The organism is Butyrivibrio proteoclasticus (assembly GCF_900115735.1).
GTDB lineage: Bacteria > Bacillota > Clostridia > Lachnospirales > Lachnospiraceae > Butyrivibrio > Butyrivibrio proteoclasticus_B.
Genome location: NZ_FOXO01000008.1, coordinates 56619 through 79084 on the forward strand (window position 1 = coordinate 56619; position 22466 = coordinate 79084).

At 39.7% G+C, this 22466-nt stretch carries 22 protein-coding genes and 1 riboswitch; of the genes, 16 read left to right on the forward strand and 6 right to left on the reverse strand.

Annotation, left to right across the window (positions count from 1 at the left end; all coding sequences use genetic code 11):
• Window positions 1-576: 576 nt before the first annotated feature.
• From BM146_RS06650 to BM146_RS06660, 3 genes are all read right to left on the reverse strand, one after another.
• The gene (locus BM146_RS06650) at window positions 577-2310 is read right to left on the reverse strand and encodes a methyl-accepting chemotaxis protein (RefSeq protein ID WP_074886207.1); all 1734 of its coding nucleotides are present in this window, start codon (window positions 2308-2310) and stop codon (window positions 577-579) included.
• Between the two features lie 129 nt (window positions 2311-2439).
• Window positions 2440-2515, reverse strand: a riboswitch (cyclic di-GMP riboswitch).
• A gap of 185 nt (window positions 2516-2700) precedes the next feature.
• A complete protein-coding gene (clpB, locus tag BM146_RS06655) occupies window positions 2701-5295 on the reverse strand; it encodes an ATP-dependent chaperone ClpB (protein ID WP_074886210.1) in 2595 nt (864 codons plus the stop codon).
• A 90-nt stretch (window positions 5296-5385) separates the two neighbouring features.
• Window positions 5386-5568, reverse strand: a complete 183-nt coding sequence (locus BM146_RS06660) for a DUF4250 domain-containing protein (RefSeq protein ID WP_074886213.1) — start codon at window positions 5566-5568, stop codon at window positions 5386-5388.
• A gap of 267 nt (window positions 5569-5835) precedes the next feature.
• On the opposite strand from BM146_RS06660, the gene BM146_RS06665 reads away from it, so the two are divergent.
• The 8 genes from BM146_RS06665 (at window position 5836) to BM146_RS06700 (ending at window position 12422) form a co-directional block, all read left to right on the forward strand.
• Window positions 5836-6561 (forward strand): CpsB/CapC family capsule biosynthesis tyrosine phosphatase, encoded by a 726-nt coding sequence (locus tag BM146_RS06665; protein WP_074886216.1) that lies wholly within the window; start codon window positions 5836-5838, stop codon window positions 6559-6561.
• A gap of 37 nt (window positions 6562-6598) precedes the next feature.
• Window positions 6599-7327 carry a YveK family protein gene (locus tag BM146_RS06670; protein WP_074886218.1) on the forward strand — a complete coding sequence of 243 codons (729 nt, stop codon included), beginning with the start codon at window positions 6599-6601 and terminating at the stop codon, window positions 7325-7327.
• Between the two features lie 12 nt (window positions 7328-7339).
• Window positions 7340-8167, forward strand: coding sequence for a polysaccharide biosynthesis tyrosine autokinase (locus tag BM146_RS06675; protein ID WP_074886221.1), 828 nt, complete (start codon window positions 7340-7342; stop codon window positions 8165-8167).
• A gap of 18 nt (window positions 8168-8185) precedes the next feature.
• A complete protein-coding gene (locus BM146_RS06680) occupies window positions 8186-8659 on the forward strand; it encodes a DUF5011/hyalin repeat domain-containing protein (protein ID WP_074886224.1) in 474 nt (157 codons plus the stop codon).
• 11 nt (window positions 8660-8670) lie between these two features.
• Window positions 8671-9729: an LCP family protein gene (locus BM146_RS06685; RefSeq protein ID WP_074886227.1), complete on the forward strand. Its 1059-nt coding sequence runs from the start codon at window positions 8671-8673 to the stop codon at window positions 9727-9729.
• Window positions 9730-9733: 4 nt separating this feature from the next.
• On the forward strand, window positions 9734-10501 hold the full coding sequence (locus BM146_RS06690; RefSeq protein WP_074886230.1) for a class B sortase: 768 nt from the start codon (window positions 9734-9736) through the stop codon (window positions 10499-10501).
• A 90-nt stretch (window positions 10502-10591) separates the two neighbouring features.
• The gene (locus tag BM146_RS06695) at window positions 10592-11674 is read left to right on the forward strand and encodes a coiled-coil domain-containing protein (RefSeq protein ID WP_074886233.1); all 1083 of its coding nucleotides are present in this window, start codon (window positions 10592-10594) and stop codon (window positions 11672-11674) included.
• A 46-nt stretch (window positions 11675-11720) separates the two neighbouring features.
• Window positions 11721-12422, forward strand: coding sequence for a sugar transferase (locus tag BM146_RS06700; protein ID WP_074886236.1), 702 nt, complete (start codon window positions 11721-11723; stop codon window positions 12420-12422).
• Between the two features lie 231 nt (window positions 12423-12653).
• On the opposite strand, the gene BM146_RS06705 is transcribed toward BM146_RS06700, so the two are convergent.
• Window positions 12654-13436, reverse strand: a complete 783-nt coding sequence (locus BM146_RS06705; RefSeq protein WP_074886237.1) for a formate/nitrite transporter family protein — start codon at window positions 13434-13436, stop codon at window positions 12654-12656.
• Window positions 13437-13523: 87 nt separating this feature from the next.
• Between BM146_RS06705 and BM146_RS06710 the strand changes: the two genes are divergently transcribed.
• Window positions 13524-14288: a PHP domain-containing protein gene (locus BM146_RS06710; RefSeq protein ID WP_074886240.1), complete on the forward strand. Its 765-nt coding sequence runs from the start codon at window positions 13524-13526 to the stop codon at window positions 14286-14288.
• A gap of 36 nt (window positions 14289-14324) precedes the next feature.
• Here BM146_RS06710 and BM146_RS06715 read toward each other — a convergent pair whose 3' ends face one another.
• Window positions 14325-15887, reverse strand: a complete 1563-nt coding sequence (locus tag BM146_RS06715) for a glycoside hydrolase family 43 protein (protein WP_074886244.1) — start codon at window positions 15885-15887, stop codon at window positions 14325-14327.
• Between the two features lie 341 nt (window positions 15888-16228).
• On the opposite strand from BM146_RS06715, the gene BM146_RS06720 reads away from it, so the two are divergent.
• The 6 genes from BM146_RS06720 (at window position 16229) to BM146_RS06745 (ending at window position 20368) form a co-directional block, all read left to right on the forward strand.
• Window positions 16229-16750 carry a TetR/AcrR family transcriptional regulator gene (locus BM146_RS06720; protein ID WP_074886248.1) on the forward strand — a complete coding sequence of 174 codons (522 nt, stop codon included), beginning with the start codon at window positions 16229-16231 and terminating at the stop codon, window positions 16748-16750.
• A gap of 61 nt (window positions 16751-16811) precedes the next feature.
• Entirely contained in the window at window positions 16812-17741 is a 930-nt protein-coding gene (locus BM146_RS06725; RefSeq protein WP_074886251.1) for a hypothetical protein, read from the forward strand.
• 23 nt (window positions 17742-17764) lie between these two features.
• Window positions 17765-18613 (forward strand): SDR family oxidoreductase, encoded by an 849-nt coding sequence (locus tag BM146_RS06730; RefSeq protein ID WP_074886254.1) that lies wholly within the window; start codon window positions 17765-17767, stop codon window positions 18611-18613.
• A gap of 37 nt (window positions 18614-18650) precedes the next feature.
• Window positions 18651-19460, forward strand: coding sequence for a DUF1295 domain-containing protein (locus tag BM146_RS06735; protein ID WP_074886258.1), 810 nt, complete (start codon window positions 18651-18653; stop codon window positions 19458-19460).
• Window positions 19461-19484: 24 nt separating this feature from the next.
• The gene (locus BM146_RS06740) at window positions 19485-19703 is read left to right on the forward strand and encodes a hypothetical protein (protein ID WP_074886261.1); all 219 of its coding nucleotides are present in this window, start codon (window positions 19485-19487) and stop codon (window positions 19701-19703) included.
• An 8-nt stretch (window positions 19704-19711) separates the two neighbouring features.
• Window positions 19712-20368: a hypothetical protein gene (locus BM146_RS06745; RefSeq protein ID WP_074886264.1), complete on the forward strand. Its 657-nt coding sequence runs from the start codon at window positions 19712-19714 to the stop codon at window positions 20366-20368.
• 125 nt (window positions 20369-20493) lie between these two features.
• Here the strand turns inward: BM146_RS06745 and BM146_RS06750 are convergent, their stop codons facing one another.
• A complete protein-coding gene (locus BM146_RS06750) occupies window positions 20494-21471 on the reverse strand; it encodes a bile acid:sodium symporter family protein (protein WP_074886267.1) in 978 nt (325 codons plus the stop codon).
• A gap of 356 nt (window positions 21472-21827) precedes the next feature.
• Here BM146_RS06750 and BM146_RS06755 point away from each other — a divergent pair, with 356 nt between their 5' ends.
• Window positions 21828-22463: an endonuclease III domain-containing protein gene (locus tag BM146_RS06755; RefSeq protein ID WP_074886270.1), complete on the forward strand. Its 636-nt coding sequence runs from the start codon at window positions 21828-21830 to the stop codon at window positions 22461-22463.
• Window positions 22464-22466: the final 3 nt, after the last annotated feature.

A 22466-nucleotide genomic window follows, 5' to 3' on the forward strand; every position in this document is an offset into this window, starting at 1 on the left:
TAGTTCTGTTCACTCGGTATTTTTCAATGTGATAAATTGGACATAAAACACCCACAAAAGCCTTGTTTCATGCTTATTCAAAACACAAGTCTTTTGTGGGTTTATTTATATCCATTTATCATCATTTCAAAATAAATCGTTCACATAACTATGCCTGCACTGACAGTTTATCTGCTGTTCTTGCAAAAAAATTATTCTTTATATGTGTAGTAAACCATAAATCCAGAAGTGCCCATAACTTCGGATGGAGCGATTTAGTATGAGCAATAGAGACAGTTAATATAAAATAAAAGCCTTGTTTTCTGTTTTGAATAAGCATGAAAGAAAACAAGGCGCATTATTTTATATTTACTGTGTCTTTGCGAATACTCCGAGATCTATCCGAAGTTATGGGCACTTCTGGATTTTATGCCACTCGCAAGAAAGTATGACATCTTGAACTAAATTCCAGAAATCCGCATATACTGCGGATTTCGTGAGAATATGAGTGAAGAGTCAACCAAGCCTCATCGACGAAGTCGATTTAAATTGGCTTGGTTGATGCATTCTTGAATTGTTGATTCAAGAATGCATGGATTATGAGGGCATTTCTTCCAATGTGAAGAAGGCCATTTTTTCGTTGAGAGTTTCTGCCATGTCACGAAGATCATTGGCTGCACCACTTATAAGAGAGAATGTAGCGTTTAGCTCTTCCATAGAAGCATTTGTCTCTTGTGTGGAAGCAGCATTCTGCTGAGATATAGCAGAAAGCTCTGTAATGATATCTGAAAATCCTGCCTTAAGTTCATTAAGAAGATGAATTTTCTTGGATATTACCTTTGTAGAATTGTCTACATTGTTGACGTTTTCTACAACTGCATCCATATCATCTTTTGTAGTATTGAGCTGAGTATTCTGCTCCTGCATGCTCTTTCCAAGCTCTTCAATAATTTCAACGTTCTTCTGTGACTCTGCAACAAGATTTTCTACTATTTCCTTGATTGAAACAGCGGCATCTTTTGACTGCTGTGAAAGGTTACCTATTTCTGTAGCAACTACTGAGAATCCCTTACCATATTCTCCGGCTCTTGCAGCTTCGATTGAAGCATTGAGTGAAAGAAGATGTGTCTGTTCAGCTATGGCTGTGATCATGTTTGAAGCTTCTGCAATGTTCTTTACTGAATCATTGGTTGTGCGTATCTGAGTGTTGATTTCCTGCATAGAACTCATTACATCAATATTTTTGTCCATGAGAGTGCTAAGTGTATTAACAGTTCTCTGAGCACCTGACATCATTTCACTTGCTGCATTTGAGAGATTTTCAACTCTTCCTGTGATTTCGTCGATACTATCACCCATCTGGTTTGTGTTTGCTACTGAACTTTCCATACTCTCAGCCTGAGATGCAGCGCCACGGCTGATATCTTCAACAGCAGCTGTGATCTGCTCAGCGACGTTAGATGCCGATTCAGCAGAAGTAGCAAGCTTCATACCTGAATTTGTAACGTCTTCTGAAAGTTTTTTTGTTGCGCTGATAACGTCCTGTAACTTGTCACGGACCATAGCAGAGCTTTCTGCAATTACACCAAGCTCATCTTTACGTTTAAATGTACGGTCATTGATATAGAAGTTAAGGTCACCATCTTGGAGGTTTTTAAGACCATCTACTATATCACGGATTGCCTTTGTAGTTGCGGTGATAAGAACCCTTGCTACGCAGAAGTTAAATAAAAAGAACCCTACAAATGTAAATATGATTGATCTAAGAGCTGCATTCATGTTGGCTGTCACAATAGAAGTGTCGCGACCTGCAAAAACCATACCAACTACAGAACCATCAGCATTCTTAAGTGGAAGATAATATGCATACCAATCCTGACCGGCTATTTCGAAATTAGAAGCAAGATATTCGTTACCGCCATTAAGAACTTCACTGATTACTGCTTCAGAAGCCTTTGTGCCCTCCATACGCTGACCTGTTGTAGCGTCTGTAAGTGATGTAACGAAGCGTGTATCACCATAGAATAATGTATAGTGCATACCGGTTTTCTCATGGAGCGAATCAAGCTGTCCCTGATAAATGTCGTGAACTGCAACATCACCCTTCATAAGCTGACCATCAGCTGATAAAGACCAATCACCTGCAAACTGATTGGAAACTTCATCATCAAGGAGAACCGCAGCTGCATGTAATCCTTCTGAAAAAGATGCGAGATAAGCTTTTTGAATGTGTCTGAATCCAATTACTCCGACGCAGAATGACATCAGGAGTGCGAGTACGGATGCGATAAGGATAATACCACGTACCATGTTTTTGTTTTTCTTGTCCATTTTTTCCCCTTTCATAAAACGACTGACAAAAAGCAGTCAAGAGCGCTATATCATTTGAAAATCTTTTTTTCTTTTGATATAAAAAAGCATGGGACAAAATGTCCCATGCTCAAAAATAAACCCTTATAAAGGCACAACTGGCTGACATTTTAAAGTCCCTATAGCTTTGCGCCGCAGGCTTTCGCCTGCTTTGCCAAATGTTAAATTTTAAACTAGTGAGGATTATAAAATATCAGTTTGCTTAATGCAATATTTATTTTTTGTTTATAAAAAATTTATATACTGTTTTAAATAACTAACATGTTTTGCCACTTTAATTTAGTAATATTGCACAAGCGATAAATTGTACACGCAATTTTATTAATAGCATGACATGTGCTGAAAATTTGATCATATAGTCATGGCAGTTGCAACAAGTTCTCCGTTTTCAACATCAAAACTAATTGTATCGTGTGGCTTAACTCTATCTTCAAGAATGATCTTGGCAGAAAGTGTCTCTACATATTTTTGAATATATCTCTTAAGTGGTCTTGCACCATATATTGGATCATAAGCGTTATCGATAACGTACTCTTTGGCTGCGGGAGTAAGATTTATGCTTATCTCTCTGTCTGACAGGCGCTTATTAAGGTCATCAATTACAAGATCAACGATACCGCCTATGTTATCCTTGGTGAGAGGCTTGAACATTATTATTTCATCAAGTCTGTTCAAAAACTCGGGTCTAAAGTGAGAACGCAAATCTTCCATTGTGGCCTTTTCAGCATCTTCACTTATTGAACCGTCATCTCTGATACCATCAAGCAGATATGAAGCTCCGATATTTGAAGTCATTATCAGGATTGTGTTCTTGAAATCAACAGTTCTTCCCTGTGAGTCTGTGATTCTGCCGTCATCAAGTACCTGAAGAAGAATATTGAATACATCAGGGTGAGCTTTTTCTATTTCATCAAAAAGAACTACAGCATAAGGTTTTCTACGAACTGCCTCTGTAAGCTGACCGCCTTCTTCATAACCTACATATCCTGGAGGCGCTCCTATAAGCCTGGACACACTATATTTTTCCATGTATTCACTCATGTCAATTCTGACCATGTTGTTTTCATCATCAAACAATGCCTGCGCAAGACTCTTGGCAAGTTCTGTCTTACCAACACCTGTAGGACCAAGGAAGAGGAATGAACCAATTGGCTTACTAGGATCCTTGATACCTGCCTTGGATCTCATAATGGCCTCGGATACTTTTACAACAGCGTCATCCTGGCCAATTACTCTCTGATGAAGTTCATCAGGAAGATGGAGAGTTTTGTTCCTTTCACTTTCTGTCAGTTTGTTTACAGGAATGCCTGTCCATCTGCTGATTATCCCGGCAATTTCATCCTCAGATACTTTCTCATGTACAAGGGCACCATCGGCCTCTTTTTCTTTGGCTTTTTCTTCAGCCTCTTCAAGCTGCTTCTTAAGAGCAGGGAGTTTTCCATACTGAAGTTCACCAGCCTTTTCATAGTCTCCGTCCCTCTGGGCAATGGCTATTTCAGAATTGATGGTATCGATCTGCTCACGCATTGCTGCAAGCTTATCAACAGCTTCTTTTTCATTGGACCACTGAGCTTTTCTGGTATTAAAGTCTTCTTTTAGTTCAGCCAGCTCTTTTTGTAGGTTAGAGAGCCTTTCCTTGCTCAAAGAATCATCTTCCTTTTTCAGAGCTGCCTCCTCAATCTGCATCTGCATGATCTTACGATTGAGTTCATCGAGCTCAGCGGGCATTGAATCCATTTCCGTTTTAATAAGTGCACAGGCTTCATCCACAAGGTCAATTGCCTTGTCAGGAAGAAATCTGTCGGAAATATATCTGTTAGAAAGAACAGCAGCACTTACGAGAGCACTGTCCATGATCTTAACACCGTGGAATACTTCATATCTTTCTTTTAATCCACGAAGGATGCTGATGGTGTCTTCAACTGTAGGCTCTTCAACCATAACAGGCTGGAAACGTCTCTCAAGAGCGGCATCCTTTTCGATGTATTGTCTGTACTCATTGAGAGTAGTAGCACCGATGCAGTGGAGCTCGCCTCTGGCAAGCATAGGTTTGAGCATATTACCTGCATCCATGGCACCATCTGTTTTGCCGGCACCTACAATGAGATGAAGCTCATCTATGAAAAGAATTATATCGCCATCTGAAGCCTTGACATCCTCAAGAACTGCTTTTAATCTTTCCTCAAATTCACCTCGATACTTGGCACCTGCCACCAGTGCACCCATATCCAGTGAAAAGATTTTTTTATCTTTAAGAGCAGATGGCACATCACCGCTTGCGATTCGCTGGGCAAGAGCCTCTACAACAGCAGTTTTACCAACACCGGGTTCACCGATAAGAACAGGGTTGTTTTTACTCTTTCTGGAAAGAATCCTTATAACGTTTCTGATCTCGGTATCTCTTCCAATTACAGGGTCAAGCTTTTGCTTTTTGGCTTTTTCCACAAGCTCGGTTCCGTATTTGCTTAAGGTATCATAGGTAGCTTCCGGGTTATCGGTTGTGACATTTCTGTTGCCCCTTACCTCTGAAAGAACCTGGAGGAATCTGTTCCTGTCAATGCCAAACTCTCTGAGTATCTCTTTTACCTCTCTGTTTGGTTTCTTTATAAGTGACATGAACAGATGCTCGACAGATACATACTGATCTCCAAGAGCCTTTGCCTCATCCTCAGCAGACAAAAGAGCTTTATTTAAATCAGCTCCAATATAAGGCTGACCGCCGGAAACCTTTGTCCTTTTTTCAATGGCTGAAATAATGCGGTTTAAGAAAGCTTCCCTATCAATACCCATTTTTTCTATGAGTTTGGATATAAGACTGTCCTCGATAGTCATAAGAGAATAGAGAAGGTGTTCCTGTTCGATTTCCTGATTGCCGTATTCAATAGCTACTTTTTCACAGCCATTGACAGCTTCGATAGATTTTTGTGTAAATTTCTGTATATTCATAAAGTTCCCTCCTCATAAAAGGCTTTATGTATAATTGTTATTGTTGTTCTATTACAACTATAACACAGAAAATGATAATGTCAAATGCTGTTATGAAAATTTATTATTGGCTTTATCATATGTGTAACCGATAGCATTTAGCTTGGATACTATTTCTTGTAATTCATCATTTGAAATATCAAGGCCTTCAGAAAGCGCTTCGAGATTTCCATATTCATCTCTGAGTTTCATGTTGATAAAACTAAGTAGCATTACGGGATCCTGTGGAATCATGATTGTTCTCCTTTGCTCGTTCATACTGTAATCTTGGATGCTATCCATATTGCATTTTACAGTTTATCATCAAGAAAATTCATCATCAAGAATAAGCATTTTTTGGATGTTCAACAGATTGGTTAAAATTTTATAAATTACCCCCTTATGTTGATACGCCTGAAAATAAAGGTGTATAATTGATTTGAAATATCATATATAATTGTACGGCCAAACGAAATCGTGTGATATTTTTTAGTATACTACAGCTAAAAAGGTAGATGTTAAATGCAGACTTGTATTGATATTCATTGTCATGTAATGCCAGGAGTTGATGATGGTTCGCCTGATATGGAAACGAGTCTTAAAATGTTGCAGATAGCAGAAAAAGACGGCATTGAAGCCATGATCCTGACACCGCATCACAAACCTATGCATCACAATGTAAGCCCTGCACATAATGAAGCTTACAAAGAATCTCTAAAAAGTCAGGCTAAAGAAATTGGCTTAAGGATAAATCTTTATTCCGGAAACGAAATATACTACAGTGAAACGGCCTTTGAAGAGCTTGAAGAGGGGAAGATATGTACCCTGGCTGGATCAGATTATGTACTTGTTGAGTTTCATCCAACCAATCCCTATAAAGCAATTCATAATGCCATATATCAGATTTTGGGGGCAGGGTATATTCCCATTATTGCCCATGTAGAAAGATATAGTGAAATAGTATCGCACCCTTCTTATATAGAAGAACTTATAAGTATGGGATGTTATATACAGGTAAATGCATCAAGCGTAATGGGAAAATATGGTTTTGGAATTGCTCATTTTACGAAGAAACTATTAAAAAAACACCTTGTTCATTTTGTTGCATCCGATGCGCATGATACCCAAAAAAGAGCGCCGCTTTTACAAGATTGCAGGAATTATGTAGATAAAAAAATAGGTGCTGAATATGGACAAAAGATATTTTGGGAAAATCCTGTAAGAGTACTTGAAAATAAGATGATCTAAACTTCGCAACTGATAATTAGCGTCAGGGAGATTTAGTGTGAACAAAAGAGATGACATTATTGAAATTAATCTTGGGGAACTGTTTGCAATCCTTTTAGGAAGAGCGTTTTTAATCATAAGCTCGGGGATATTTTTTGCCCTAGCGGGATTGTTTGTAAGTAAATTTGTGCTGCATCCTATTTATGAGTCCACAACTAAGATTTACATACTTAACAAAGAAGAAAATCAAACAGTTACATATTCGGACGTGCAGATATCTACGCAGCTCACTCAGGACTATGCAGAGCTTATTAAGAGCAGATATGTTTTAGAAGAGGTTATACAGAGGCTTAATCTTATTGAAATGGACTATAAGGATCTGGCGGATGTTTTGAGGGTAGATACTCCATCTGATACCAGAATTGTTGCTATTACAGTCAAAGATGAAGATCCATTGATGGCCATGAAGATTGCAAACTGTATCCGCGAGGTCGCAAGTGAACATATCACAAACGTTATGGATATTGACGCTATCAATGTGGCGGAAACTGCCAATGTTCCTACTGAAAAGGCAAGTCCAAGTGTGGGAAAATGGGCTGCTTTTTCCGGATTTATCGGAGCTGTGATCATGGCCTTTTTTGTAATACTTGGGTACCTTTTGGATGACACAATAAAGAGTAACGATGATGTGGAAAGATATCTTGGTCTTAGCACATTGGCACTGGTTCCTTTGACAGTTGAGGAACAGGATAAGAAAAAGGCAAAGAAGAACGCCAAGAAAAAATAAATTGGGGGTTATATGCAGAGCGCGAAGCTTCATTTTAGCCAGTCAGAAAACAATTATCAGATAAAAGAAGCATACAAGACCTTGCGAAGCAACATTGAGTTCAGTGGTCAGAATGTGAGAATCATTTCTGTGACAAGCTGTACGCCCGGTGAAGGGAAAACAACTGTTGCCATGGCTCTTGCAAGAGCTTTCGCAGAGGCTGGAAAAAAGACAATTCTTGTAGATGCAGATATGAGAAAGTCAGTACTTGTCGGAAGGTACAGAACAGGATCAGTCAGACTTGGACTTACCCACTGTCTTGTAGGAAGAGAGAGACTTTCGAGTGTTATCTGTGAGACGGATACGCCAAATCTTTATGTTGTATTTAGTGGACCTGTACCACCCAATCCAAGTGAACTTCTTGGGGGAAAGATTTTTGAGAAAGTACTTGAAAACATGAAACAGGTCTTTGACTACGTGATAATAGACACTCCGCCTCTTGGAAGTGTTATTGACGCGGCCGTTGTGTCAAAACTGTGTGACGGCACAGTGATGGTAATTGAGAGCAATTCAATAAGCTATAGATTTGTTCAGAGGGTAAAAGATCAGCTGGATAAAGCAGGAGCTAAGATTCTGGGAGTTGTACTTAATAAAGTTGATATTTCCGGAAAAGGCTATTATGGCCATTATGGGAATTATTATGGCAAGTATTATGGTAAGTATTATGGCAAGTACTACGGAAAATACGGCGAGGATACAGCTGAAAACCAGCCAAGGCCTAAGCCGGCAGAGCCATCGCCACCTGACGATGATGATCTTGAGGAACTGAATTATCTTGCCGGTGTTACCAGAAAAGACTGATTTTTATTGGAGGAGCAGGTGAAAGGAAACATTTTAGGAATACTTTTTACCATATTGAGTGGGGTGCTGATAGCGCTTATTGTGCTTGCCTACGGAAGAAGTGACAGGATAGCACCTGAGTTCAGGTTTTCGGCTCTTAATCTGACTTACGATTCATCGACTGAAGATAAGGATCTGCTTGTTGGAATAAATGCGTATGATTCCGTTGATGGAGACCTTACTGATAGAATCGTTGTGGAAAAAGTAGTTTTGAACAGGGAAGCCGGTACAGCGGTTGTATACTACGCTGTTGCAGATTATAGCGGAAATGTGACAAAACAGTCCAGAGTATTTCCGGCGGATATAAAAGATATGGAAAATAATGGAGATACCGTGGAAGTTATGGAGGATAGTCTTTTTAGTAATATGGGGCTTAATGTCGAAAGTGAGGCAGACCAAGAAAGCAGTGAGGGAGTTTCAACAGAGGGCATATCAACAGAAAGTGGCAACTAGGAGCGATTGAAATGCGAGGAGCAGGTAAGGTTTTTATCATAATCTGGGCAGTTCTGATGACGGTAACGACTCTCGGATTTGCCGGATTTGAAGTAATGAGAATACTTGGAAAATCAAATCTTGTTTCTAAATCTGCGACATCAACACCTATGATGACGCAGATGGATATGTCTGCATATGAAAACACAGGTACTTATTGGGAAGATGACTGGGTTCAATACAATGGAAATGTCTACGATTACAATGATGATATTACAACTTTTTTGATAATGGGAATTGATAAAGATGATGAAACAGTTGTAAAGGTTGAAGAAGGAACTGATGGAGGGCAGGCAGATGCGTTGTTTCTTTTGGTACTGAATCCACGTGATAAGTCAATAAAAGTAATTGGAATTAATAGAAACAGCATGACCGACGTAGATGTTTACGATGAATATGGAAGATACATGACAACTGTTATAGCACAGATTGCAACACAGCATGGCTTTGGAAATGGTATGGAAGAGAGCTGTGGTTATCAGGTCAAAGCTGTTTCAAATATGTTTTACCAGCTTCCGATTCATGGCTATGCGGCTATTAATATGAGCGCCATCCCGATAATAAATGATCAGGTTGGAGGTGTTGATGTAACTGTTTTGGAGGACCTTACCAAATGGGATAAATCGCTGAAAGAGGGAGCACAGGTCCATCTGGTAGGAGATAGCGCTTTTTACTATGTTAAAGCCAGAGATGTACATGTTTTTGGCTCAAATGAGAATAGACTTGAGAGACAGAGACAGTATCTTAAGGGATTTATAGATGCTGCAAGAGAGACAACCAAGGAGAATAACAATGCGGCGGTGGAGCTCTTTTCGGCTATAAACAACAAAATGGTGACCAATATAACTGCAGATGAGATAAGCTATCTGGCACCATATATCTCTTCATTTAGCTTTAGTTCTGATGACATTATTACTATAAAAGGTGAAAACGTGAAAAATGGAAAGTTCGAAGAGTTTTATGTAGATGATGATGATCTTTATAAAACGATAATAGACATTTTTTATGAAAAAATTGATGTAGCGGGCTAAATTAATGAATAAAACTAGACGATATATTGATATATACAGGAAAGCTGTTAAAAGTCTTTTTTTGGCATTGCTTTTTTTGCTGATAGTAACAGGGTGTGGGCAAAACAGGGAAATTGTCGGTACTTCAGAGAACGGCGGACCACTCATAGATTTAGCAAAACTAAAAAATGACAACAGAGACATCTTTGCGTGGATTTATGTTCCCGGGACTTCGATCAATGGACCACTTCTTCAGAATGCTGATGGTGATGACAGTTTCTATGCCACTCATAATGTGGCTAAAGAGCCTGATGCCGCTGGGAGCTATTATATAGAAGCTGCCAATATGTCTGATATGTGTGATTTTAACGAAGTAGTCCATGGAGTACCAACAGAGGAACTGAGCAAATTCCTTGACAGAAGTTATTTTGAAGATCAGCAGTACATACATGTATATATGGAAGGAAATTCCCTGATTTATTATATTATTGCGGCTTATACCAGAGAAAACACAAGGCTCTTGGAACAGTACGATTTTTCCTATGCGTCAGGCTGCCAGCAGTTCATTGATGAGATTTATTCCGGAAGAACTATGAGCAAAAACATAAGACCCGGATGGGAAACAGGCCTTGAACCAAGTCATTTTCTTTTGACATTTACATCGGACGATAGCGACAGACAGATTGTGGTGATCGGATGTCTGATAGGAGATGCGGCAGGTAAGATTGATCGGGAAGTTGACTGGGGAAATCCGGAAGAGGACTTTTCCTTAATAGGTTGGAGTAATCCATGAGTTGGCAAAAGAGCCGTAAAAGGCGCGTTTCATGTTGGATAAAGATAGCTAAGGTGTGTTTTGTGTGAAAGTGTATGGAGGCAAATTATTATGAAGAGAATTCTTGCTCTCACAGTTGCAGGTGTCTTGCTTGCAGGCTCATCATTAAATGTATGTGCAGCAGACAGTACTAATAGTACGGGATCAAATAGTGTTACTACAGATGACCTGATGGAGCAGATTGAAGAGATGCAGTCGACCCTTGAAAAAGCTATAAAGGACAGTGAAAGCAGCTCAAAAAAGGAGATAACAACTCTTCGTGAAAGTGTTGCTACATTGCGAGAAAATGTAGTAACCACGCAGGAAAAGATCCTGAGTCTCAAGGAGGAGATTGCAAAGCTTGAGAGCAGTGAGAGTACTAATACCCAAAAAATACAAGAGCTGAATAACAAGATGGCTGAGTATGAAAAAAAGCTTGAGAGCAGTGAGAGTACTAATACCCAAAAAATACAAGAGCTGTATAACAAGATGGCTGAGTATGAAAAAAAGCTTGAGAGCAGTCAGAGTACTAATACCCAAAAAATACAAGAGCTGAATAACGAGATGGCTGAGTATGAAAAAAAGCTTACAGAGTATGAAGAAGAACTATACGTAAATACAGCTCAGCTTGCCAAGCTTACAACTGAAGTTCAGAATCTTACCAATGCTATCTATGCAGGTGGCGGAAAGAGCTCAGGGTCATCCGGTGGTTCTGGCAGCTCAGGTGGAGGAAGTTCTTCAAATGCAAATGATTTTTATAAGAGAAATAATATTGTCGGCTACGGATCAACAATTGTTGGACAGGGTGGACACGTTGAAATCAACGGCGGAAAGAGCAATGTGACATTTGTTCTTACTCCTGCTGAAGGTGGGCAGGTTACAGCAGCTAGCGGCTTCTCAGCTGGTCTTGGTGGAGAACTTCTCGGCATTGTAAATACAAGTTCTCCCGGAGCTGCATTTAAGACAGCGAAGGTTAACTTCTATGTAAGTGGAGTAAATGAAGGAGACAATATCGCAGTTTATCAGCTTCAGGGAAGCAAATGGATACAACTTCCTGTTGTTGAGACAAGAAAGGACCATGTCGTTGTTAATATGACAAGACATGGCACGATAGCATTTATAAGAGTTCCGGTTCTTGCTTACGCGACAAATTGATACTAAAGAAAAGCTGTTATTTTTCGACCTATGAGGGGGCTAATACATGGCAAAAGCTTTAACGGTACCGGTAAGAGTAGAACGGGTTTTGGCTGGTAAAAAGATAATTGAGCTTAATTTTCAGGAAATCTATGATCATAAGCCCAACATTTATAAATGGATAAAGAGGGTGTTTGATATAGTCGCATCCAGCGTTGCGTTGATTATCCTCTCTCCAGTGTTTATATTGACGGCGATTGCCATTTTTCTTGAAGATGGCGGACCTGTTTTCTTTACCCAGCAAAGAGCTGGCAAAGATATGAAAAGTTTTAAGATTTACAAGTTCAGAAGCATGTACAAAAACGCTGAATCCCAGTTTGAAAGGATGCAGTCACAGAACGAGCAGACAGGACATGCGTTCAAGATAAAAAATGACCCAAGAGTTACTCATGTTGGCAAGTTTATCAGACGATATTCCATAGATGAACTGCCTCAGCTTTTCAATGTTATCAAAGGCGATATGAGTATTGTAGGACCAAGACCAATACTTACTACCCAAATGGAAGAATGTAACGCGTATGAAAAGCAGAGAACCATTGTAAAGCCAGGACTTACCTGTTACTGGCAGGTGTGTGGCAGAGCAAAGATCAAATGGGATAAGTGGGTAGAACTTGATCTTAGGTACATTGAGGACATGAGCATAGCAAAAGATATAGAGCTTATATTTCGTACGTTCCCAGCCATCTTCGGCCAGGACGGAGCGTATTGATTATAAAAAAAGCACTTGCATAATGCAGGTGCTTTTTTAGGGTATCAGATACCATTCAGTTAATGATGACTTCTTGAACTAAATTCCAGAAATCCGCATATACTGCGGATTTCGTGAGAATATGAGTTAAGAGTCAACCAAGCCTCATCGACGAAGTCGATTTAAATTGGCTTGGTTGATGCATTCTTGAATTGTTGATTCAAGAATGCATAGCAAATGGTATTATGGCTATTATTTTTTGAGGTAGGCAGCGTAGTATACTGCTCCGACGCAGAGGCCGCCACCTATGATGTTTCCGATGGTTACAGGAATGAGGTTTGTTATAAAGAAACCTGCAAGCGATAGACCATCACCGGAAATACCGTAAAAGGCTGATGTGAGAAGCCCGGCCGGAATGAAGTACATGTTGGCTACGCAGTGCTCAAATCCGCAGATAATAAAGAGCATTACCGGAAGCCAGAGAGCAAATACCTTTCCTGCAAGTTCATCAGCTGCAAATGAGCACCATACTGCCATGCAGACTAAAACGTTACAGAGGATTCCTCGTAGGAGGCCATCTGTGAAGCTGATGTTCGACTTTGTAATGGCTGTATTTACGACTGACATAGCCAGTGCATTGTCACCAAAAGAGTAAATGTGACTGAAAGTAGCAAGAGCCGCTATGATAAAGCCTCCAATCATGTTTCCGAAATAAACGATTACCCAGTTTTTGAGCATTCCTGAAAGTTTGGCTTTACCTGAAAGAACAGGGATTGTTATAAGACAGTTTCCTGTAAAGAGTTCGGCACCACCAATAAGTACCATGAAAAGACCTATAGGGAATACAACTGAACTGATCATTCTTGCAGATGATGGGTCAGAAGCAAAACAGGAAGCAATCTGGCTTCCAAGTCCGCCAAGTGCAATAAATGCTCCTGCCATTATTCCAAGTAAAAGAGTTTTTCCAAAGGGTGCGGATGATTTGGCTGATCCTGCAGCCTCATATCTTGTAGCAATTTCTGCCGGTGATTTCATATCTTTTTCCTCCCAAATTAACGTGAAGCTATATTATAATCTTAAAGGGTTATTTTTGAAAAGAAAATATTTTTTGGGGAATTAATCATGTATATTTTTGAAACACATTTACACACTATCGAGGGAAGTGCCTGCTCATCTACGCCGGGAGTCAATTATATTGACTACATGAAAAAACTTGGCTACAGCGGTATCATTGTTACAGATCACTTTTTTAATGGAAACAGCGCTGTACCCAAAGATCTTCCGTGGGAGAAAAGAGTTGAATTGTACTGCAAGGGGTATGAGCATGCAAGGGCAGTTGCAGGCGATGATTTCGTTGTACTTTTTGGAATAGAGTATAACTTTGAAGGGGATGAATACCTTCTTTATGGAGTGGATAAAAACTGGCTCTTAGAAAACCCTGACATAATGGAAAAAGACAGATACGAAGTCTATAAGACAGTTCATGAAGCGGGGGCGATAATGATCCATGCGCATCCCTACAGAGAAAGAGATTACTTAAAGGCTATACACCTTACAAAAAATGTCTGCGACGGTGCTGAGGTTTACAACGCATCAAACCCGGACTACCAGAATGCTCTTGGATATCAGTATGCAGTGGAGAACAATATGAGAATGGCTGCGGGCTCTGATATTCACAATTTTGGATTAAAGAATATGGGTGGAATGGGATTTGAGCATCCCATAAGGACTATTGAAGAGTATGTAGAGGCATTTATGGCTGGAGAAGGGATACCTCTTTATAAGAGCGATGCTTTGGATCCGTCAGCAGAGTTTAAGCCGGTTAGCGGCAACGCTGCGCTGACGAACCCAGTAAAAGAGCCTTCTCTTGAAGTTATCTATCATTGAGAAGATAGCTCACATTTTTTATGACAGTCATAATATTTATGCCTGATATTTAAAATCTGAAAAAGAAGCACTTCCACCAAAGGATTTGGTGCTGTATATGAACAGGCCAAATCTTGCACCGGTAAAATGGTCAAGCTTGAACTGTAATTTATGAGTGATACCGAGCTTTTTAGGCGAGGTATCACTTATTTTTTCGTAGTAGCTAAATTCTGCGGTGTCATCTCTAAATTCAACATGCGATTGCAATCTGACTACAGAATCTTCAATTCTGATGCATTCCATTTCATCAAAAGGCTCGTCATCGTGGCGCTCGCCCAAAATACCACCTGTGATGATATCTCTTTTGCCCATGACAAGATAGTATGAATCATGGCGCTTTGTTATAGCTATGAAGCCATAACAGCTTTCCAAAACGCAAAGACCGGCGTAGTCACCATCTTTCAGCTCTGAACCATTGACGATGACCGTGCTGCTACAGCCCGGGAAAAGAGTTCTCTGAGTCAGTGTATTTTTAGCCTGCATCAGGTTGGATGATAGCTTATCAGTTGTTATAGTAACTGTTCCATCTGTAAGATTTCTTTTTATGAGTGATAAGTCAGGTTCATGGTTAAATTGCCAGCATGGCTTAAAACCAAATGAAGAATTTCCCTGAAGAGAATACTCAGTCTTAAAGTCATCGCTTGAAACAAGCGGGTTATAGCAGTGGCCCGGTTTCAAATCTTCAATGTCAAAAGACTCAGGGATGTGGCCGTTATCTCCAAAGACCGGATAATCTCCATCCCAGGTCACAGGCATAAGTATAGGTATTCTGCCTACAGCACCGCTGTCCTGAAAGAGCATTCCATACCATTTACCATTTGGAGTCTTAATTATTCCGCCCTGGGCTACGCCTGAGGAGCGGTAGTTTCTGTCATCATCACAGACATCTTTTCCGGTGTAGGGACCAAAAGGCGAATCTGAAATAAAGCAGCTTTCAGTGCGCTTCCCTGTTGATTTTGGAATGTGAATCAGTAAAATATAGTATTTTCCATTTATCTTGTAAAAATGAGAACCCTCATAGCCAAGATATGCGTCATCGGCATCTGATATTATCAGTTTTTCTGTATCGTGTGTATCAGAATCTGAAAGCCTTTCTCCTGAAATTGCGAGCTTTTTTATGAAGATATTCTTATTGCCATACACGATATAAACCCTGCCATCATCATCGAAAAGAATGGAATTATCGTGATAGAAACCTTCGAGAGTATACTTCTCCCAAGGACCTTCAATTGAAGCAGAAGTGAAAATATAGGTTTTATGGGTGTCGTTGGCAACAAAGCAAATGTAGAATAAGCCTTTATTGTAGCGGAGGCTTGCAGCCCACATTCCCTGGCCGTAGATATTTTCTTTTCCAAAAAGCTTCTGGGCAGGAGTGCTGTCAAGTCTGTATAAGACATAACAGGCGTGTTCCCAGTTCACAAGGTCATAGGACCTTAAAATTTCACAGCCGGGCATGAAATACATTGTGGTGCTGACCATATAGTAGGCACCGTCAACGTAGATAACATCAGGATCCGGGTAATCAAGTTTAGTTATTGGATTTATGTTTTGCGTATTCATAAAACATATTGTAGCATAATAATAAACCGATAATGATAGTGAAATTTAGTGTTTTGAAAAAAGAGGAAAACTATCTGAGATTGATAATGAAAAATACATGTCAGAGTTCGCAAAAACCATGGAGAGTTTTAAGTGATAAAGAGAGGTCGTTATGGCCTCTCTTTTAATTTCTACCAAAAAGAGCACATGGAATTTGTTGACATCTCCGAAAATAATCGTATTTTTAGCGTGATATTGATTTTTATATTATAGATTGTTATTATTTAAACGAACATGTTCATAAAAAATAACCCATAGCATAATTTGCTATATTTGACTTTTTTAACACAGGAATAATAAGTATGCCAAAGATTATAGAAAACCTCAAAGAACAAATAATAGCTGAGGCAAAAAGACAGCTTTTTGAAAATGGCTATTCGAAGACAACAATCCGCTCTGTGGCTACAGCATGCGGTATTGGTGTTGGAACAATGTACAATTATTTTCAGTCAAAAGACATGCTGATATCTTCATTCATGCTTGAAGACTGGATAGCCTGTACTCTGCAGATGAAAAAGCTGGACACTTCGGATGCTCTTATTTTTATTGAGGGAATCCATGATTATCTCAAGGTCTTTATAGATAAATACAGTTTCCTTTTTAAAGATAAAGATGCTGCATCGGTCTATTCAGCAGTTTTTACTGAAAGGCATGCACAACTGCGAGGAGTTCTTGCGGGAATTATAATGCCTGTTTGTACAGGGGAAAAATATGATGATCCGGATTTTATGGCAGGGCATATCGCAGAGTCGTTGCTTTTTTGGACACTTGAGGATGTTCCATTTGAGAAGCAGGCCGGAATTTTTAGAATTCTTTTAAATTAGAAAGGCGCAAAGATGGGGAAGCGCTTTTTTAGTTATATATTACAAAAGCGGAGGGTATGAAATGAGTAGCTTTGAAAACTTGCGAATCGTAGACAATTTTTATCAGACATCACTGTTTTTTCCGATGCCTACTGTTCTTATCAGCACTTTGTGCGAAGACGGATCAACTAATCTGGGACCGTATTCCCTGATTCAGCCATATTATGTAGCCGGTAAGGATTATTATGCAATGCTTCTTAATTGCCGTAATTCATCTAACACAGCCCAGAACATTCTGCGTACCGGTAAGTGTGCTATCAACTTTATCGATGATAATCCCAAGAATTTTCACGAGGCAGTTAAGCTTTCATGGCCTGGTGACAAGCCATCTGAGAAGATGCCAAAGTGTAATTTCAAATTGGAAAAGAGTCTTATTCAGGAAGAAAATCCTAAAGAAGTGCGTCCGATGGTTATGACAGATGCCATAGAAGTAATCGAGTGCACATGGATGAGAGATCTTGATGGAGCTTCAAACGATGCTCCCGGTCAGCTTGAAGGTTATGAAGGTCCATATCATGATTTTAATGGCATAACCAGTAAGTTCGGTGCCCACTTCATCTTAAGAATTGACAAGATCCTTATGAAAAAGAGATACCGTGATGCCATCATCAATGGCGTCACAGCAAGGGATTTTCCACCACTACCTGTGGATTATGGCTACAGGGATTCCAAGAATTTCTGGTTCCACAGAAAGAGAAGAATGAGAGCGGAGCTTTTACAGGTCCGTGAAGCATCACTTGCTTCTGTTCGCTACGCTGCAGAAAGAGCAGATGACAAGGTAAAGTTTACTGATGATGCGCTTAAATGCCTTTTGGGAGTGCCCAGAGTTTTTCTACCTGCTGCGCTTAAAGGCTGCGTTGAGTGGGCTAGAGAAAATAATGTTGAATTAGTAACTGAGGAGCACATGAAGATAATCAACGACAAGCGTGCTCAGGAAAAGAAGAAAAAATAATACATGACGTGGAGGAGATAAAAATGAAGGTTGTACTTGCAGGCGCTTATGGAAATTTGGGCGCAGATATATTCAAAGCTCTGTTAAAGGAAGGGCATGAAGTTGTTGCACTTGATATGATGCAGAGAGATATTGAGCTTAATGGCAAATATTCTTTTACAAAGGTAGATGTAACAAAACCTGAAACACTTTCGGGCACATGCGATAGCGCAGATGCAGTCATTACAACAGTGGGTCTTACAAAGGGATCTGCTACAATTTCCAACTATGATATCGATTATCAGGGAAACCTCAATATTTTAAATGAAGCAAAAAAAGCAGGAGTTAAGCATTTTACATATATTTCAGTAATAAGAGCAGATCAGGCCCCTGAAAAAGTACCTATGGTACATGCAAAATATCTTTTCGAGCAAAAGCTCAAAGACAGCGGCCTTTCATATGTTATTCACAGACCAACAGGCTATTTTTACGACATTGTAAAAGTATTCAGACCAATGGTTGAAAAGGGCGCTGTTAATCTTCTTGGAAAAACACCTGTAAGCTGCAACGTTATTTCAACTGAAGATTTTGCTGATTTCATCGTAAAGCATATGCTTGATGACAACAAGATTTATGATGTAGGCGGAAAAGAGACTTACACCTATGAGGAAATCGCAACAATGTGCTTTAAGGCAGCAGGAAAAGAGCCTGTGATCAAGAAGGCACCCACTTGGCTCTTTGATGTACTTGCATTTGTGAATAAGCTCAAAAAGAACGGAAAAGAAGCAATCATACGCTTCTCAAAGTTTACTTTATCTCAGGATATGGTAGGTTCAACCAAATATGGAGATATGAGCTTTGCTGAATATATAAAAGACAACTTTGACGTCTGATGAAAGTGGCAGGTATTTTCACTTGGAGGAATAATTTATGTATTGGAATTCATTACTTATAATCTGCCTTGTCTGCGCTGTACTAAGTGCAGTGGGCTTCTATAAATATGTGTACTTTCTGTCTATTGGATATGGATTTGCAATTGCCGGTGGCGGCATAACTATTTTAATTATGTCTTTGAAGTATGGCTGGTCAGAAGGAGTTGTTGTTCTTGCTATTTTACAGGCTGCTTTGTTTCTTGCCTATGGCGCACGTTTGTCCGGATTTCTTTTGATAAGAGAGATAAAAAATGCGGCATATCGTAAGACCTTAAAGGAAGCAACCGGAAATGATAAGAAAATTCCTTTATTTGTGAGCGTTGCAATATGGGTATTTGTTGCTGTTCTTTATACTGCGCAGGTAAGCCCGATGCTATTTAGATATGCAAATGGCTCAAAGGATGTGGCCGTTCCTGTAATTGGAATGCTGATTTCTGTCTTTGGACTTGGACTCGAGTCACTTGCAGATAAACAGAAATCAGACCAGAAAAAGGAAAGACCTGATATGGTAGCAACCAAAGGACTTTACAAAATTGTCAGATGTCCGAATTATCTTGGGGAGATTATTTTCTGGACAGGGGTATTTGTTGCAGGAATCACAACTTATCAGGGACTTGGACAGTGGCTTATGGCCATAATAGCATATGTCTGCATCGTTTATATCATGTTCAACGGGGCTCAGCGCCTTGAAAAGCGCCAGATGGCACGTTATGGCAATGATGTTGAATATAATAGATACGCTGACAGCACACCTATCATTCTTCCGTTTGTTCCGATTTATCATTTAAACAAAAAGGCAGCAGGCTGATTTTTGACATCTTGGGGGTTACATATGAAAAATTATTCAATCACAATGGGAATCGTAGATTTTATACCGGTTATATCTTTTCTCTGTTCACTTGCAATGGGATATCTCTCATCCAAAGATTTTACTCAGAGCTACATGAACTGGATTGCCCAGATGATAAACATAGTTGGACAGGGACTTCTATTCTATGGCGTGATAGTCATGAATAAGGCCGGAATTGCTGACCTTGTACTTGGAAAGTGAGGCTGGCTATGACTTGTCTGGATGAACTGATTAAGATTATAAAAACTCATTATGAGTTGGAACCTGTAAATACTTCAGAGTATGATGGATTAAAGATCAATGGCATGTGCTTTGATATAAAGGCCTATGAAGCTAAAAATCTTGGGCATATATCTGTAATGACGGCTAAAGGCTTATTTGGTCTCATGAAAATGGATACCATAATATTTACGCCATCTGAGGCTGATCTGCCTCTTTTATCCTATGACAGGATAAAGGTCATGGGGAATGATATTATGATTGCAGAGCTTTTCGATACTGTGGCTGATACTGATACATTAGACAATCTGGACAGGCTTGAAGCATTGGTATCAAAGTATGACTATCTTCCTTACAGGGATACGGGAAAGCATTGGTATGATGACATCAAGCTTTCAGGTTGTATGTCCTTTAAGGGAAAAAAGAAATTGTCTTCAACATTTAATGCACTTGCAAAAGAGTATCTGGAGACATATTTGAGTCTGCCTTATGCTGTGGTTAGTGATGTTGCACTAAAAAAGCAAAAGACTCTGAACTACGTAAATGACCTGATTGAAAACGGTGGCCCTTCAACAAATGTCTTCATCAAGGCCATAGGAAAAGAGAAGACGAAAAAGCTCTTTTACCAGGTTCTGTTTGGAGTGTAATTAATATTTGCAGTTGGAAAAAACAATCGTAAACAGCAAAAAGAGAGCAATCTGGCATAAACAAAATCTTATGCGAGAATACTCTCTTTTTTCTTCATTATTGATGCATAATACTGTTATTTTGATCACTGAGCCTTTTCTAAAATGGGCTCTTCCTTAACGTCATTTTTTTCTGCATCATCTACAAGTTTCTGATAGATATTTGCAAGGATAGCACCTGAAATATTGTGCCATACAGAGAAGATGGCGCCTGGTACGGTTGCCATTGCAAGGTCTGGGAAAGCTGTCCCTGCAAGAGAGGTTGCAAGACCTGAGTTCTGCATTCCAATTTCGATAGAAAGAGCTTTTTTCTTGGATACAGGAAGTTTTAAAACCTTTCCAAGAAGGTAACCACATGCATATCCTAAAAGGTTGTGAAGGATAACTACTACGAATACAACAGCACCTGTCTCGAGGATTCTTGCTGAGTTGTGTGATACAACGGCTGCTACGATAAGTGTGATAGCTGTAACAGAGATGAGCGGAAGAACATCACCTGCCTTAGCTGTGAACTTTCCGAAGAATCTGTTGATGACAAATCCAAGAGCAATAGGTACGATAACTACTTTAATAATAGAAACGAACATTCCCAAAACATCTACAGTTACAGAAGTTCTAAGAAGAAGGTATGTGATTGCAGGTGTTAAAATTGGAGCGAGGAGTGTATTAACGCTTGTCATCCCCACTGACAAAGCAACATCGCCCTTGCTAAGATATGTGATAACGTTGCTGGATGTGCCTCCGGGACATGTTCCAACAAGGATAACACCAGCCAAAAGACCTGCTTCAAGGCCAAATGCTTTTCCGAGAGCAAAAGCTATAAGCGGCATAATGGTAAACTGAGCCACACATCCAAGAAGGATATCTTGGGGCTTTTTGAAAACAAGAATAAAATCTTCCGGTTTAAGTGTAAGCCCCATTCCGAACATTACTACCATAAGAAGGTAGTTTACCCATGATGTCTGGATCCACAGACATGTTCCGGGTACAAAAAGAGCCAGCGCAGCTACTACCAGTACAATGATTGCCATGTACTTCCCAACAAAACTACTTACTTTTTTCATTGTTCTTCTCCTTAATATGCAATTTTATTTATAATTATACAGCTGTATAGGAGAATGTCCATCCATGATGTATAAAAATACAATAATGATTATTTTTAATCAATAAATTTGCATATAAAATGCCCCTCCATTTTTCAGGAGAGGTTACAGGCGTTTCGTCTTCTTCGTTCTTGGGAAGAGCCTCTAACGGAACTTCAATGGTATGAGTTTCTTTGAAGTCAAAAGAATTTTGGGTATTACGTCATATGGCTCTCCATCATCTGCGTGCTTATATGATATGAACGCGTTATAATAGATAGTATTCAATCTTTATTTCATAAATAATAGATGATAAGAGAAGCTAAGCAGGTAAATATATGACAAAGAAAAAACTGGCGCTTGAGGTAATTGAGAGATTAAAAAATGAATATCCTGATGCTGTCTGCACGCTGGCTTATGACAAGGCCTGGCAGCTGCTTGTAAGTGTAAGGCTGGCGGCCCAGTGCACAGATGCAAGAGTTGATATGATAACACCAATATTATATGAAAAGTTTCCAACAGTTGAAGCTCTTGCAAAGGCTGAAGCTTCAGAGATTGAAGAGATTGTGCGGCCCTGTGGACTTGGTAATTCCAAGGCAAGGGACATTTCAGCCTGCATGAAGGTTATACACGAGAAATACGGCGGAAATGTGCCCGACAATATGGAGGAGCTTTTGGCACTTCCAGGAGTTGGGAGAAAAAGCGCCAATCTTATAATGGGTGATGTGTTTGGAAAACCCGCAATTGTAACAGACACACATTGCATCAGACTCTGTAATCTTATAGGCCTTGTGGATAATATTAAAGAGCCAGCCAAGGTAGAAAAAGAACTCTGGAAGATCATTCCTCCTGAGGAAGGCAATTCTCTTTGCCACAGATTTGTGACTCATGGCAGAGCCGTGTGCGTTGCAAGGCGACCTAAGTGTGAGGAATGCTGCCTGAGAGACATATGTAAGACGGGTAAGACGGTATAAATC